Source organism: Pseudomonas sp. USTB-Z (assembly GCF_019691255.1).
GTDB lineage: Bacteria > Pseudomonadota > Gammaproteobacteria > Pseudomonadales > Pseudomonadaceae > Aquipseudomonas > Aquipseudomonas alloputida.
Genome location: NZ_JAECZP010000010.1, coordinates 33,616 through 48,092 on the forward strand (window position 1 = coordinate 33,616; position 14,477 = coordinate 48,092).

Sequence of the window (14,477 nt, forward strand, 5' to 3'; positions counted from 1 at the left end):
GCAGACAAGCTTAGCCGCTAATCGATGACGGTAAGATGCTGTTTAAGCGTGAAAATCAGCCCAGCACCGGCCACTGCTGCACCAGCCCGACCAGATGCACCACGCCAAAGCCCAGGCAGATCAGCGAACTGACCACGATAAACCGCTGCGAACGCCCGGTGCCCGCCAGCAATCCTGGCCCCAGCAGGCCGCGTAGCAAGTACACCAGGGTGATCAGGCAAATGACTGGCAGCAGCAAGGGCAGCCGCCCGATCGCACCGGCAGCCGACAGCGCATAGGCCGACCAGGCCAGCAACACGCAGGCGATGGCAGCGGTGATCAGCGCCGGGTAGCAGCGGCCCTTTTCGGCGGCCACCGCCATGCGCTCACCGGCCCCGAACAAACGGTACCAACGCGGCCCCACGGCGATGATGGCCAGGTGAAGTACGCCGATGATGGCGTTGAGTGCCGCTGCCAGTAGCAGGGCGGGGTTGGTTCCTTCCAGCATGACCAATGCTTCCTGCATCGAATGGAAGCGTCAGCCTACCGCAGCCGAAGGAATGGGAGAATGGGTGTAGACTCGGTTTTATCCACATGGCCGCAAAGGGTATTGTTCAGGTGATCAGCGCGCAGGTGTTATCCGGCACCACCCTTACCCTTGGCTGGCTGGGTTATGTGCCGTTGTTGATCTGGGCGGTGAGCCGGGTTCGCTGGGTTGAACTGTTTACCGACCGGCGCCGCCAGCATTTGCTGTTTGGCACGGTGTTCTGCCTGTTTGCGCTGTGGCTGGTGCGGCGCGACTTTGATACCGGGGTGTCGTACCACTTTATTGGCATGACGGCGGTCACCCTGTTGCTGGACTGGCCGCTGGCGGTGCTGGGTGGCTTCATGGCCCAGCTTGGCTTGCTGGCGCTTGGGCGACAAGACCTGGCGGCGTTGGGGGTGAACGGCTTGTTGCTGATTGGTTTGCCAGTGCTGATTACCGAAGTGTGCGCGATAGTGGTCGAGCGCGCCCAGCCGCGAAACCTGTTCGTTTATATCTTCTGTTCGGGGTTCTTCCCGGCAGCGCTCACCGTGCTGGTTTGCGTACCGGCGGCGCTAGGGTTGTTGTGGCTCGACGGGCGGTTTGCCCTGCCGGAATGGCTCAGCGACTTTGTCGGCTACCTGTGGCTGATGATGTTCCCCGAGGCGTTCATCAACGGCATGGTGATCAGTGCGCTGGTGGTGTTTTGCCCCGAGTGGCTGGAAACCTTCAACCGCACACGGTATTTGCAGGCGCCCTGGAAGGAAGATGAGCGGTGATCATGCGGCGGCTCTGCCATCACATCTAAAACCTGACGCGGTCTCTGTGGGAGCGGCCTTGTGTCGCGAAAGGGCTGCGAAGCAGCCCCAGATTCGGTGGTAACTCAAAAAATGCCGGGGCTGCTTCGCAGCCCGTTCGCGACACAAGGCTCCCACAGGTCGGCACAGCCGCCTTGCAATCAGCTCAATGCCGCGGCTCCAGGTCCCCCGAATACAGCTCATCTTCGGACCCTTCCGACCCCGCAATTTTGTGCTCCTCAGCCGCCCAGGCCCCCAGGTCGATCAGCTTGCAACGGTCCGAACAAAACGGTCGGAACGCGTTTTTTTCGCTCCATTCCACAGGCGCGCCGCAAGTTGGGCAATCGACGGTCAATGGCTGGCTCATGGCTGGCCTCCTTTCAAAGTCAGGTAAAAGTGGTGCAGGCGGTCAATCTGCTCATGCAGCGCGGCCAGGCCGCCGTCGTTGACCACCACATCATCGGCATGGCGCAGGCGATCCTCACGGGCCAACTGCGCCTGCAAAATGGCCTGCACGTGCTCGGCACTGGTGTTGTCCCGCGCCAGGGTACGGGCTATTTGCAGGTCCTGCGGCGCATCGATCACCAGTACGCGTTGGGTCTTATGGTGCTGGCCCGATTCGATCAGCAGCGGCGACACATAGACCGCATAAGGCGACTGCGCCTTGGCCAGATAGCTGAAAATCTCCTGACCGATCAGCGGGTGCAGCAGTTGCTCCAGCCATTTGCGTTGCGCTGGGTCGGCGAAAATCAGCTGGCGCAGGGCGGCGCGATCGAGCTGGCCGTCGCCCTGCAGCACGCCCGGGCCGAAGCGCTCGACGATGCTGGCCAGGGCCGGGCGACCAGGTTCGACAACCCAGCGCGCCGCCTGGTCGGCATCGACCAGGTGCACGCCAAGCTCGACAAAGCGCTCGGCAGCGGCGCTTTTGCCGCTACCAATGCCGCCGGTCAGGCCGAGAATCCAGGGGGTAAAGGCCGCAGTGGTCATCAGTATCCAAGCAGTTGTATGTATGAGGCGTATATTTCATCACCCCAGAGCACGGCAATCCACCCCGCAATTGCCAGATAAGGGCCAAACGGGATAGCCGTGCCCAAGGCATGCCGGCGAAAACGCAGCAAGCACAGGCCAACAAGCGCCCCCACCACCGACGACAACAGCAGCGTCAACGGCAGCACCTGCCAACCCCCCCACGCCCCGATCAGCGCCATCAGCTTGAAATCGCCATAGCCCATGCCTTCCTTGCCGGTGACCAGCCTGAACACCCAGTACACCGTCCACAGGCTGAGGTACCCGGCCACTGCGCCCCACAGTGCGTCGGCCAGGGGCACATGGATGCCAAAGGTATTGACGATCAGCCCTAGCCACATGGTCGGCAGCACCAGCACATCCGGCAGCAGCTGGTGGTCCGCATCGATCAGGCTCAGCGCCAGCAGGCACCAGGTCAGCGGCAACGCCAGCAACGCCTCTACCGAAGCGCCGAAGCGCCAGGCCACTACCAGCGACAGCAGCGCGCTGGCCACTTCCACTACCGGGTAACGCAGGCTGATGCGGTTTTTGCAGGACGAACAGCGCCCGCCCAAGGCCAGGTAGCTGATGACCGGAATGTTCTCCCACGCACGAATCTGGTGCGCGCAGTGTGGGCACCGGGAGGCGGGCAGGCACAGGTCGAAACGCGGGTGCTGCGTGGTCGGCAGCCCCAATACCTCTTGCGCCTCACGCTGCCATTGGCGCTCCAGCATGATCGGCAGGCGATATACCAGCACGTTGATAAAGCTGCCCACCAGCAGGCCGAGCACCGTGGCAAGGGTGAGGAAATACGCTGGCTGTTCAGCCAGCAAAGCCCATAAAGTCATGTTCAGATCAAACTACCCAACTGGAAGATCGGCAGGTACATCGCCACCACCAGGCCACCCACCAGCAAGCCCAGGATCAGCACGATGGCCGGCTCCAGCAGGCTGGTCAACTGGTCCAGCGCCTGGCTGACCTGTTCCTCGTAATGGCTGGCGGCTTTTTCCAGCATTTGGTCCAGCGTGCCGCTGGATTCACCGATGGCTGTCAACTGCACCAGCAAGGGGGGGAACAGCGGTTCACCGGCCATCGCCTGGTTCAGCCCTTGCCCATTGGCCATGCCTTGGCGCAGCCGCAACACCGCCTGCTCGTGCAGGTCGCCACCCGTTACCCGCGCCACCGTACCCAGCGCATCCAGCAACGGCACCCCGGCGCCGTAGGACGTTGCCAGGCTGCGCGCAAACCGCGCCAGCGCGGCCTGCCCCAGCAACTTGCCAAACACGGGCAAGCCCAGCACCCGCCGAGATATCCACAGGCGCGCTGGCGCGTGCTGCCGGTAAAGCTGGCGCACGGCAACACCCAGCACCACGCCCATCACCAGCAGCAGCGGCGCAAACCGGCTCAGCCCTGTGGACAAGTTGATCACCCATTGGGTAAATGCCGGCAACGCCGCGCCCATGCCCGAGAACATGCTCTCGAATTTAGGAATCACCTCCAGCAACAAGATCGCCGACACCCCCAGCCCGGTCAGCAACAGCAGCAGCGGGTAGATCATCGCCTTGCGCACCTTCTTGTGCAGCACCCGACGCTGTTCCAGCATGCCGGCCAGCTGCTCCAGCTGCCGGTCGAGCGTACCGGACTGCTCGCCCACCCGTACCAGGTTGCAATACAGCGCATCGAACCATGCCGGGTGACGCTGCAACGCATCCGCCAACCCCAGGCCTGAGGCCACATCCTGTTTCAATCTTTCCAGCAACCCCGCCTGCGCCGCATCGCAACCACTGCGGCCCATCACCTCGAACGCCTGCAGCAGCGGCACGCCGGCCTTGAGCAACGTCGCCAACTGCCGGCTGAACCCCGCCGGGTCTGCCTTTTCGCGCCGCTTTGGCAAGCTGAACGCCAGCCCGCTGGCCGGCCGCAAACTCGCCACCGTGATGCCCTGGCGAATCAGCCCGGCGCGCACATAAGCCGGGCTGCGCCCGGGTGTTTGGCCGCTGACCGGCGTGCCATTGGCGTCGGTGCCGTGCCAGCGGTACAGAAGTGAAGATGAAGTCATGCAAAGGTCCTTGTTCAGCCCCGGCGACAAGCCTGGAAACAGCTTGCCGCGTCCATGCAAGGGCACGCGTCCGTGATGCTCACTAGAGTAGTTCAGCGAAGATGACGCCCGTGCGGGCAGGGGTGACAAAAGGTGTCTGTTCAGGCCTACTGCGCCGCTGCCGGTTGGGGCGCAACTGACCTCAATGTGTAAGCGAATCAAAAAGGAACTACGTTCATGAAAGGGCAACGCGGTATCACCCTGATCGAACTGATGATCGTCGTCGCGATCATCGGCATTTTGGCGACCATCGCCTTACCGATGTACACCAACCACCAGGCACGCTCCAAGGCCGCGGCCGGGTTGCTGGAGATCAGCGCGCTGAAGACGGCGATGGATCTGCGGCTGAATGATGGAAAGGATGTCGCGGATGTCGCCGCCCTGGGTGGCCAGCCGGCGACGGCGCATTGTGCGATCACGGCGAGCGGCAAGGCTGCGGATGGCAGCGGCAGCATTGTCTGCACCCTGGTGGATGCGCCGGCCAACGCGCTGGGCAAGGCCCTGACCCTGACGCGTTCGGCCAGCGGTTGGGCGTGCACGACCGACATCGAGGAAGACCTGGCGCCCAAAGGGTGCAAGGGGGCTTGAGGGCAGGGCAATAAACCAGCGGAAACAGGGGTTTGCGTTACGGGTGTGAGCAGTGGTACGTTGCGCTACACGCCGGTGTAGCTCAGTCGGTAGAGCAGCGCACTCGTAACGCGAAGGTCGCAGGTTCGATTCCTGTCTCCGGCACCAGAATCAGTTGGCCTATGGCGATTTATCGCTACCTGGCACCAATAGAAGCCCGCCTTGTGCGGGTTTTTTTGTTCCCGCTTTTTTCCCCACGGATCTGCGTGTTTTTGACGTAACGGTTCGCAGTTTTCCACTTAGGGTTGGACGTATTTTTAGATAATGGTTAGCTGTCGATCAGGTTTTGGCCAGTGTTTACGGGGTGAGAACCGAAATTTTTCTAGATAATGATTTTCCCGTTTAGAGAAAATTTTGAGATGCCCCAGTTTTCTCACCGCGACCTGCAGCTACTGAACCCGTCCTTCGACTCGCCGCTGGTTGCCGTTCTGGCCGAGCTCGAATTTCTGCGCAAGCTGAGGCTGGAAAGGGACGACGGCTTTTTTCAGACAGAGTCTAGTTCTCAAACCGTTAGGTCGTGCCTAGTCCTAAATCCGCGTTGCTCGTAGGAATCGTCTCGTTAGCTGCTCGAGGCCTCATTTGCCCCTTCTTAGCTGTTAGGTTCTTTCGCTCCTACAGTTCGCAAGGGACTCTGAAATGCGCGTCAGTCTGGATGGGCTTGGCCAAGCAGTAGACGGTGATGTAACCACCACAGGTGCGATTTGCATCGCCACCGGGGAAGGTTACCTCGACGAGGGACGAATGGTCCTGAGGATGGGAGATCCCACCACACCTTGTCCACTTTGCGGGCTGGAAGGAAAGGTCGTCGAAGGGGTGTGACACTTCATCTCGGATGGCCAGCCAGTCGCGATGGATGGCGCGTTAGTTGATTGCGGTTGCCCAGAGGGTAGCAACCGGGTGGTGGCGCCTTTAGGGGAAATGCCCCCGCCGCGGCTGCCGGTTGCCGTACGCACTAGCCTCAAACCCGCTGGCTCTGGGAGCTCTAGCGCTTTGGCAGGGGCTTCGCCCGCTATGGTTGGCGGGTTGCCTGGGCAGATGCAGCCGGGATTCTATGTGGTGCCGCGGAGCATGTCGTTCCCGCAGATTCTGTTGGAGCTGACTAGCCATGATTCGACCTTGCCCATTTCGTACCTGCAACGCCTGAACCCGACTTTCGAGCAGGGGTTCAAGGCAGGGGAAATCTTCGTCATCGGCGATCCGGATAACGGTTATGCCTGCACCCAGGAGGAGGGCCAACTCATGGCGGCCGCCGAGCGCGCACGACGTTCCTTGGCTGTACTCGATTTTGCCGAGTCAGATTTCATGATGGAGTATCAGGCTGAAATTGCCGGACTGCTTAGTGACGCCAGTCTCTCCATGGGTGTGGGTAAGGACATGATGGACCACGGCCTCCGGCAGCTTCGCAGCACACTTGGCAACATCGAGCGTTTGCATCAGCAAGAATTTCTGCGCCATGGCCATCTGAATAGTCCATCGTTCTTTGCCGAACGACGGCTGTTATTGGAGCAGCTAGATGGTCAGCTGAAGGCGACTTTTCTAAATAAACATCTGAATCTAGGTGCCTACGAGCGGCTGAAGAAAAGCTTGAATATCTCGACCAAGAGCCTTGTGCATCATTGGTCAAAAGCCGGTGGGCCAGGGCAGATTCCTGGGTACGCCACATACTTGGACAAAGTGGCGAAGCTTAGTAAGTACCTTCGGTATGGTGGGCATGTCGGAATTGGCTTAGGTGGTACATCTTCCTATCTGAAAGTCCAAGAGGCCTGCCGTGCAGGGGAAACCGAAGCCTGCAAAAAAATTCGTTTGTCTGAGGCAGGTGCTTTCGCTGGGGGGCTGGCGGGAGGGATAGTGGGTGGCAAGATTGCTGGGATCACTGCGCTCGCTGTATGTGGGGTGTTCTCTGCTGGTACCGCGGGTTTCGGGGCGCCGGTATGTGGCATTGCGCTGGTCGGGGGAGGGGCTTTTGCTGGGAGCATCGCCGGTGCGGAGGGCGGTGAGCAAATGGGCGAGCTGATCTACGAATCACATTATGACTGAGTTCGAGAGTTGGCCCGTGTGGCTGAAGTGGATAATGCTGGCGTGTCCGTTCGTGATCGCGTTGGCCGGTTGTGCGGTCAGTGCATTCATCGCGGGTACAAGAAATTTCACTGTTGCAACCTCGGCTATCCAAAGTCATCCCGGCTTGGAGCAAATGAAACTGTTTTTGGGCACGCGGCGCTTTGGCGCTCGGTGGCTGCTGATAACGTTTCTTTGTGGAATACTCATTTGGCCTGGCGTACATATGCGCCGAGGGCATCTGGACATCGAAGAACTAGAAAACTTCCCTGCAAAACTTAAGTTGGCTCTACAGGTATCCACGTGGCTGACGGCCTTAGGCTTCGCTTGGATGTGGGTGACCTATGGATTCATCAAGGCGTAGCCGTTCCACCCCCCTGTAGGAGCGGGTTTACCCGCGAACGCGGGCGAAGCCCGTGCCATCCACCACCTACCCAACGCAATTAAACATGGTCCTATAACCCAAAGGTTGAATCACACTTCCTGCCTTCCAGGCGCAGCAACGACCTCTAGCCCGCCCTCCCGCGCGCTGTGAATGCATAATCGGTAGTGTGATGCCGGTTTTATCCGTGCTTAAGCTTTTAATCAGCAAAATATTGCCGATTCCTGCCATGCGCACTATGATAATCAGCATTAAAGTACTGATTAAAGGTGTCCCGATGCCGCTCAGACTCACGATCCAGGCTTTCTCCGATGGTGCATGGCGCGATGCAGCGACACTCACGGTTGAGAACCCCGAGCGTGTTGCTGATGGAAGGTGCCTTGTCGCCTACGACGGCGACTACATCATCGCGAACGTTGATCGCATGGAGGATCGTTGCGAACTCGCCCTAAGCGTTAACCTTCCGTTGAACTGGGACCACCATGACGTCAAAGGATATCCAGCATTCCTCTACGACATCATTCCCTCTGGTGCTGCCAAGGACTCTCTTGAATCCCGCTATGGGCGTCTTAAGCCCGAAGGTGTGGAAATGGGGCTTTACCTTCTGGAGCGCTTCACGCCGGCGCCTATTGGGCACCTGCGCATCAAGGAATCGGTGGAAGGCCTTCAGCCGGATCGGAGCGAGGCTTTCGCGCGTGCTGAGGTCGTGGACAGGACGAACGAATTTCTTGAGTACGCCTATGAAACCGGCGCGGCGTTGGGCGGTGCTACCGGTGCCAACGGGCAAGCCCCCAAGCTGGTCATGACCGAAGCCCACGGCGGTGCTCTGTATGCGGATGCGATGCTCCCCGATGACCAGGCGTGCCGTCACTGGCTGATCAAGTTCGCGCGTAATCGAGGCGGCGAGCGCGACCAGGACATCCTGCGAACAGAGTTTCATTACTACAAGGCGGTTGCTGGCCTCGGCCTTGATACGGTTCCCACTGATGGTTTGGCGCTTGAAGAGGCAGTGAAGCCAAGCCTCTGGATGCCACGATTTGATCGCCGAGTAGTGGATGGCGTGGTGGAGCGGATACCGCTGGAGTCGGTGTACTCGATCTGCGGTATTACCGGCTACGCGCATCCGATGGCGCATGCCGAAGTGGTTCACCGACTGGTAGGCCTATGGATCGATAACGGCCAGCAGGATGAGGTGGACGACCTGGTGTTCGAGTATGTGCGGCGCGATCTGCTGAACCGCATTCTAGGGAACACCGATAACCACGGCCGCAACACTTCCATCATGCGTGTGGGTGGGAGGTTTTGTTTGGCGCCAATCTATGACCTCGCGCCAATGATCCTCGATGAAGAGGGCATCACACGGACGACGAAGTGGGCAGCAGAGCGCAAGGGGTCTTCTAATTGGCGCGACAACTGCGCTGAGCTTGTTGGTTACACTGATCCCGATGTCCTGCTGCAACGGTTGATGAATGCGGCTGAGGCATTCAGGGCGTTGCCCGATCTGCTGACCGATGCGCCCGAATCGATGCGCAATGCAGCCTCTCTACCCGTGAATAACCTGGACAAGCGACTCGTGGAGTGGGGACTGCGATGAAAAAACTACAGCCTGAAGAGCGCGCCCAGCTTGTAGAGGATATCGTCAAGCGCAACGCGGCGGGGCTCGATCCAATTGGGGCATCCATCCGCCGTCTACGGCTCGAAGTCACCGGGCTTGACCAAGAGACCTTCGCGGCCATGTGCAAGATGTCCACGAAAAGCCTGTACGAACTGGAAAGCGGGAAGTCGAATCCGAAGCTCAGCACTTTGGAGGCCGTGCTGCGTCTCTTTGGTGTGCGGATGGGGATGGTGATGACTACCAAAGATAAGCCCACTGCAACGCTCGTCGGCAACACTGTCGGCCAGTTGAAGGTTGGTGGGCCAATCGCTGTGGCCGCGCCGCTGGCCAGTTCCTGCGTGGTGGCCGGACCGAAACGAGGGAAAAGCCCAGCGGCAGCAAAAGCGAAGAAGGCAGTGTCGAGGCCGGCATCGTCACGGGCAAGGAAAAGCAGTCAGGAACAGTGAGATTGATGTGGTATGCAAATAAAGTCTCATACCACTTTTTATCTAACTCATTGGTTGCGGCATTAAGTCTGGTTCAGTTACACCACCTCCCGGGAGGCAATCATAGTGTCAGGCTAAAGTACATAGATTTGGGCCTTTCTCTCGTGGATATCCAGGTTGCCTTCTCAGGCAGGGGAACGTTATGACTGATGAAAAAAAGGATGATCGCCCTGTTTACCAAGCAGCCTGCCATTGCGGGACTGTACGGTTTGAACTGCGTTTGACCGATGGTCTGCGTACCGCGCGCAGGTGCAACTGTTCGCTCTGCCGCATGCGCGGGGCCGTGGCCGTGTCAGCCAATCTAGGCGATATCACTGTGACGCAAGGGGAGGAGGCACTGACCCTTTATCAGTTCCATACACGGGAAGCTAAGCATTACTTCTGCTCGAGGTGCGGTATCTATACCTTCCACCAGCGGCGTTCTGCGCCGGATCAGTATGGTGTGAATGTTGCGTGTATTGAGGGGATGAGTCCGTTTGATTTTGCAGATGTGCCGGTTAGTGAAGGGCGTGTTCATCCTAAGGATCGGGTAGATGGGGGAGTGGGGGTTGCGGGGTGGCTGCGGTATGAAGGTAACCCGGAGTGGGGTCAAGGGTGAGGTCAAGATGAAGGCGGGCTCATCGGTCAGGCAGCTTGCTTCGCTTATGCTTCCCAACTCACGTGTAAGGATCGGAGGTGTGACGGCATGGAAGCAGAAAAATCTTGTCCTGTAGTCCTGCGAGGCCGAGAAACGCTGGAAATTTTAGCGTTCGAGCATCCATTAGCAGGCTTTCAGCTGGTCAAAGGCAGTGTCGAGCCAGGTGAGTCAACCGACCTGGCTGCAGTTCGAGAGCTGAAAGAAGAAGCAGGTATTCAGTCGACAGTTGGGCGACATTTGGGGGAGAGGCGTTCCATCGTAACTGGACACACATGGGCATTTCATGAATGTTATGTTGACCAAGACCTTCCTGATACTTGGGTGCATTTTGCAGAAGATGATGGAGGCCATGAATTCAGATTCTTTTGGCATCCTCTCATGAGCGAGCCCTCTGAAAATTGGTATCAGGTTTTCAAGGATGCTTTGAGCTTTCTTCGGAAAAGGCTCACTGACGCCTAAGTGCGCTTACAGCTTTTCCTGGGTAGTCAGACCGGCATCGCGCTAGTCAGCGCACCTTTGCAGCAAAGACTGTGAGTGAGGTGTCGCAGATTGTATCTTTGGATTTAGGTATACGTTCGAGAAGATCTAATAACTGATTCGATGGTTTTTTTAGCTTTCAGGTGCCTGATTCGACTCCTGTCTCCCCATTTACGCCGCTACCAACCTTCAACTAGATCTTGATACCAACCCGTTTTAGCCGACGTTTCCTACAACTCCCAGCGTCCATTCACATCCCCCCAAACCTTGCATTGCAGCCCCCACGACGCTACCGTGCTCCAGTCGCGGCCAACTCCGCGACCGGGTTTGGCGACCCGAACGAAAAGGCGCATCGGCGCCCCCGATCACGATTGCAGGCGCTTTTTTTGCGTCCGCAGTTTCGTGTAATGGCGGCTGTGCGTGGGAGACCTTCGGGTCTGCCGAGTTCCTTTTCCTCGGTTCGCCAACCTGCGTACAGCTGCCACCCTAATCGTTTGGCGACGGTCAGCGTGGTGCTTCAATCGAAAAGGACCGCATGCATGCTCATCTCAAGTCCATCCAGGATCCTCGCATCCGTTCTCCTCCGCCGTTCCGCAACGGCCCTGCGCTACTTCACCTTCAGCAAGCCCCGCTTCGTCTCCACCCAACCGGAGGCCCGCCATGTCTGACCAAGAACGCCTCTCCACCATCCAAAGCTACGCCTGGACCCTCGAACTGCTAGGCGAGGCCCTGGTCCAGCACGACGAAATGCTCGAATGCGAACACAACCCGCGTCTGAGCTTTCGCAACACGGCCGGTATCCATCAGGCGATCCGGATCATCAGCCGGTTGGCCAGTGAGCAGTGTGGGAAGGTAATGGAACGAAGCGAGCAGGATCTGGAACGTTAGGCCAGATCGTTGCTCGAGGGTGGGGCCAGATTGGGGCTGCTGCGCAGCCCCCGTTGACTCGAGTTCAACCTATGGTGATGGCCGCGTTCAGCAGCAACACCACGATCAAGCCAACCACCGCCACGATAGACTGCACCACCGAGATGGTCTTGGTGGCTTCGCCCATGGTCATGCCAAAGGATTCTTTCACCATCCAGAAGCCTGCATGGTTCGCATAGTTGAAGAACAGCGAACCGCAGCCGATGGACAAGGCCAGCAAAGGCAGGTTGAGGCTGGGGTCTGCACCTGCCAGCGGCGCCAGTAAGCCGGCAGCCCCTACGATACCGACCGTGGCGGAACCGGTAGACACCGAGAGCAGCATCGCGATCAGCCACCCCAGAATCAGGGGAGGGAAGGCAGATTGCTGGGTCAGGTGCACAATGGCATCGCCTACCTTGGCGCTGGTCAGCATTTCTTGAAAGGCACCGCCACCGGCAATGATCATGATGATCGAGGCGATCGGCTTGAGGCTTTTGCCCAGTGCATCGCGCAGCTGTTCGGCGTCGCCGCCGCGCGCAAGCACCAGGCTGGCGCCGGCGAACAGCACGCCCAGCAGCATGGCGATCAGCGGGTTGCCCAGGAAGCTGGCCATCTCCAGCAGCGCATTGCCTTTGGGCAGCAGCATCTCGGCGACGGCATGCACCAGCATCAGGATGGCCGGCAGCAATGCGGCCAGCATGCCGACCATTACCCCGGGGCGGGGTTGGCCATCGGCTTTTTCAGCCAGTGTGAACTGGTCCAGCAATGCCTGATCGGGCCGCGTGTTCATGCGCGGTGAAATGAACATGCCGTACAGCGGGCCGCCCAGGATCATTGCCGGAATGGCGGCAAGGAAGCCATAGAGCATGGTGGGCCCGACCGAGGTCTTGAGCACGGCGATGGCGGTCAGGGGGCCTGGGTGCGGCGGTACCATGCCGTGCATGGCGGCAAGCGCCGAAATGACCGGCACACCTACATACACATACGCCGAGCCTTTGAAGCGCGCCTTGCTTTCCAATTTGCGCGCCACGCTGAATATCAGCGGCAGCATGATCACCAGGCCGACTTCGAAAAACATGGGGATGCCAATGACAAAGGCAACCAGCATCATGGCCCAAGGGATCATGCGGTCGGAGGTGCGCTTGAGGATGACATCCGCGACCTGTTCCGTGACGCCAGCGTCAGCCAGGATCTTGCCGAGCATCGCACCCAGCGCGATCACCACCCCCACTGCGCCCAGTGTCTTGCCGGCGCCGGTGAGCAGGTGGGCGACGATGCTGCCTGGCGCCATATGCGTCGCGAAGCCCACGCCAATGGACACCACCAGCAAGGCCAGCAGCGGGTGCATTTTCAGGCGCGAAACGATGAGCGCCACCAGCACCAGAACACTGGCCAGTGCCGTCAGTAATAGCTGTATATCTAAGGGAGTCATTCAAGGAGTCTCGGTTGGGCTGGCGCTCGGCTGCACTCAGGGTTTGAAGGCGTGACGGGCGTTTCCACGGGGCATGCCCAGGTGGCTGCCGTTGCGGCTGCTGCTACGGTTTCGAGGAAGGGAACGCAGCTTTGCGCTAGCTGCCGCTCACAGGCGGCCGCCTGGTAACGGAAGATGGGCAGCAGGGAGGCGTGGCGCTGAAGCCGGTGGGCGGTGGTGTGGCGACGGGGCGCTTGGGCAGCATAGTCATCGGTTGATTCACCTTGTTGTATGGTCATCTATATGAATCAGGTCAAAGTATTCGCGCTGCCATGGAATACTGTCAAGTGAAGGTCGTCGCATCGTCTTGGGTGGCCATTTAGCCCCGGCAGGCAATACTTCTCTCTATACGCAGGCGTGTTCCTGGTGGCGCGCGCCGCTGGGAGGTGTCTGGTGAACAAATTAACGATTGTGGGTGCCGGCCTGGTCGGCGAGGCGGCGGCGCAGATCATCGCCCGGGATGAGTTGTGCCGTGAGCTGGTGTTGATGGACGTGCAGGGTGAACTGGCGCAGGGCAAGGCGCTGGACGTTTGGCAGGCTGCGGTGGATTCAGGTTCCGATACCCATGTTCACGGCGGGGCCAAAGCCGAGATGCTGGAGGGGTCCGAGCTGGTGGTGATCACGGCGGGCGTGCCGCGCAAGCCCGGCCAGTCGCGCCAGGATGTATTGAGTACCAACCTGCCAATCCTCGACAGCATCATGGCGGATATCAAGCACCACGCGCCGACAGCGACGGTGCTGGTGGTGTCCAACCCGGTCGATGTGCTCACCTATCGCGCCTGGAGCGTCAGCGGGCAGGGGCGCGACAAGGTGTTCGGGCAGGCGGGGGTGCTGGATACCGCGCGCATGAAGTGCTTCATCGCCGAGCAAACCGGGTTTTCTGCACGGGATATCACGGCGCTGGTGCTGGGCGGGCATGGCGACAGCATGGTGCCGCTGATGCGCTACTGCCAGATCGGCTCGGTGCCGCTGTCGCACTTCCTGTCCAGCGAGCAGATCGAACAGATTGTCGAGCGCACCCGTAAGGGCGGCGGCGAGATTCTGGGGTTGAAGAAGACGGGGAGCGCCTGCGATGCACCCGGCGTGGCCATTGCGCAGATGGTCGATGCGATCGCCAATGGGCGGAACCGTATTTTGCCGGCGGTGGCGATTCTTGAGGGCGAGTATGGGCGAACGGATATCGCCATGGGTGTGCCCTGTGTACTCGCAGAGAAGGGGCTTGCGCGGATTATCGAGTTGCCGCTGGATGCGCAGGAACAGGCGATGTTCGACCACTCTGCAGATCAGGTGGCGAGGGATATTGCCGAGATGAAGGCGTTGTGAGCAGCAAAGCGGCTTCAGTTAACGCAGTAGATGCGGGAGCGCCCTGGTGGCGCTCCTGCGCGTCATGCCTGCGTAGATGATTTCGCAGGGGCCGTGT

General features: G+C 59.6%; 15 protein-coding genes, 1 tRNA gene and 2 pseudogenes. 12 read left to right on the forward strand and 6 right to left on the reverse strand.

What is annotated here, in order from left to right:
- Positions 1-55 precede the first annotated feature (55 nt).
- Entirely contained in the window at positions 56-487 is a 432-nt protein-coding gene (locus I8746_RS13555) for a hypothetical protein (RefSeq protein ID WP_012051128.1), read from the reverse strand.
- Between the two features lie 86 nt (positions 488-573).
- Between I8746_RS13555 and I8746_RS13560 the strand changes: the two genes are divergently transcribed.
- Positions 574-1,281: an energy-coupling factor ABC transporter permease gene (locus tag I8746_RS13560; RefSeq protein WP_019437917.1), complete on the forward strand. Its 708-nt coding sequence runs from the start codon at positions 574-576 to the stop codon at positions 1,279-1,281.
- A 184-nt stretch (positions 1,282-1,465) separates the two neighbouring features.
- Here I8746_RS13560 and yacG read toward each other — a convergent pair whose 3' ends face one another.
- From yacG to I8746_RS13580, 4 genes are read right to left on the reverse strand one after another with little or no spacing between them, the layout of a single operon-like run.
- Positions 1,466-1,666 carry a DNA gyrase inhibitor YacG gene (gene yacG / locus I8746_RS13565; protein ID WP_003247540.1) on the reverse strand — a complete coding sequence of 67 codons (201 nt, stop codon included), beginning with the start codon at positions 1,664-1,666 and terminating at the stop codon, positions 1,466-1,468.
- Positions 1,663-2,286, reverse strand: coding sequence for a dephospho-CoA kinase (gene coaE / locus I8746_RS13570; RefSeq protein ID WP_004575721.1), 624 nt, complete (start codon positions 2,284-2,286; stop codon positions 1,663-1,665). Before coaE ends, yacG begins: the two co-directional genes overlap by 4 nt.
- Positions 2,286-3,152: an A24 family peptidase gene (locus I8746_RS13575; RefSeq protein WP_221100753.1), complete on the reverse strand. Its 867-nt coding sequence runs from the start codon at positions 3,150-3,152 to the stop codon at positions 2,286-2,288. The genes coaE and I8746_RS13575 overlap by 1 nt, the downstream gene beginning before the upstream one ends.
- Before the next feature lie 2 nt (positions 3,153-3,154).
- Entirely contained in the window at positions 3,155-4,363 is a 1,209-nt protein-coding gene (locus tag I8746_RS13580; protein WP_221100754.1) for a type II secretion system F family protein, read from the reverse strand.
- 216 nt (positions 4,364-4,579) lie between these two features.
- Here I8746_RS13580 and I8746_RS13585 point away from each other — a divergent pair, with 216 nt between their 5' ends.
- The 10 genes and pseudogenes from I8746_RS13585 (at position 4,580) to I8746_RS13625 (ending at position 11,568) form a co-directional block, all read left to right on the forward strand.
- Positions 4,580-4,990, forward strand: coding sequence for a pilin (locus I8746_RS13585; protein ID WP_012051131.1), 411 nt, complete (start codon positions 4,580-4,582; stop codon positions 4,988-4,990).
- A gap of 71 nt (positions 4,991-5,061) precedes the next feature.
- Positions 5,062-5,137, forward strand: a tRNA-Thr gene (locus I8746_RS13590).
- A 251-nt stretch (positions 5,138-5,388) separates the two neighbouring features.
- Positions 5,389-5,547, forward strand: a pseudogene (locus tag I8746_RS27590) (Fic family protein); the annotation flags it as partial.
- A gap of 118 nt (positions 5,548-5,665) precedes the next feature.
- A pseudogene (locus I8746_RS13595) lies at positions 5,666-7,066 on the forward strand (PAAR domain-containing protein).
- Complete coding sequence (locus I8746_RS13600; protein ID WP_121782825.1) at positions 7,059-7,448, forward strand: hypothetical protein; 390 nt, start codon at positions 7,059-7,061, stop codon at positions 7,446-7,448. Before I8746_RS13595 ends, I8746_RS13600 begins: the two are co-directional and overlap by 8 nt.
- A 190-nt stretch (positions 7,449-7,638) precedes the next feature.
- Positions 7,639-9,060, forward strand: a complete 1,422-nt coding sequence (locus tag I8746_RS13605; RefSeq protein ID WP_088513548.1) for a type II toxin-antitoxin system HipA family toxin — start codon at positions 7,639-7,641, stop codon at positions 9,058-9,060.
- Positions 9,057-9,527 (forward strand): helix-turn-helix domain-containing protein, encoded by a 471-nt coding sequence (locus tag I8746_RS13610; protein ID WP_088513547.1) that lies wholly within the window; start codon positions 9,057-9,059, stop codon positions 9,525-9,527. Before I8746_RS13605 ends, I8746_RS13610 begins: the two co-directional genes overlap by 4 nt.
- A 181-nt stretch (positions 9,528-9,708) precedes the next feature.
- Positions 9,709-10,164 (forward strand): GFA family protein, encoded by a 456-nt coding sequence (locus I8746_RS13615; RefSeq protein ID WP_010951906.1) that lies wholly within the window; start codon positions 9,709-9,711, stop codon positions 10,162-10,164.
- Between the two features lie 87 nt (positions 10,165-10,251).
- Positions 10,252-10,662, forward strand: a complete 411-nt coding sequence (locus I8746_RS13620) for an NUDIX domain-containing protein (RefSeq protein WP_088513546.1) — start codon at positions 10,252-10,254, stop codon at positions 10,660-10,662.
- Positions 10,663-11,340: 678 nt separating this feature from the next.
- Positions 11,341-11,568, forward strand: coding sequence for a hypothetical protein (locus I8746_RS13625; protein ID WP_003247523.1), 228 nt, complete (start codon positions 11,341-11,343; stop codon positions 11,566-11,568).
- 64 nt (positions 11,569-11,632) lie between these two features.
- Here I8746_RS13625 and I8746_RS13630 read toward each other — a convergent pair whose 3' ends face one another.
- On the reverse strand, positions 11,633-13,018 hold the full coding sequence (locus tag I8746_RS13630; protein WP_221100755.1) for a GntP family permease: 1,386 nt from the start codon (positions 13,016-13,018) through the stop codon (positions 11,633-11,635).
- 432 nt (positions 13,019-13,450) lie between these two features.
- Here I8746_RS13630 and I8746_RS13635 point away from each other — a divergent pair, with 432 nt between their 5' ends.
- Positions 13,451-14,380 (forward strand): malate dehydrogenase, encoded by a 930-nt coding sequence (locus I8746_RS13635; protein ID WP_049586352.1) that lies wholly within the window; start codon positions 13,451-13,453, stop codon positions 14,378-14,380.
- Positions 14,381-14,477 lie beyond the last annotated feature (97 nt).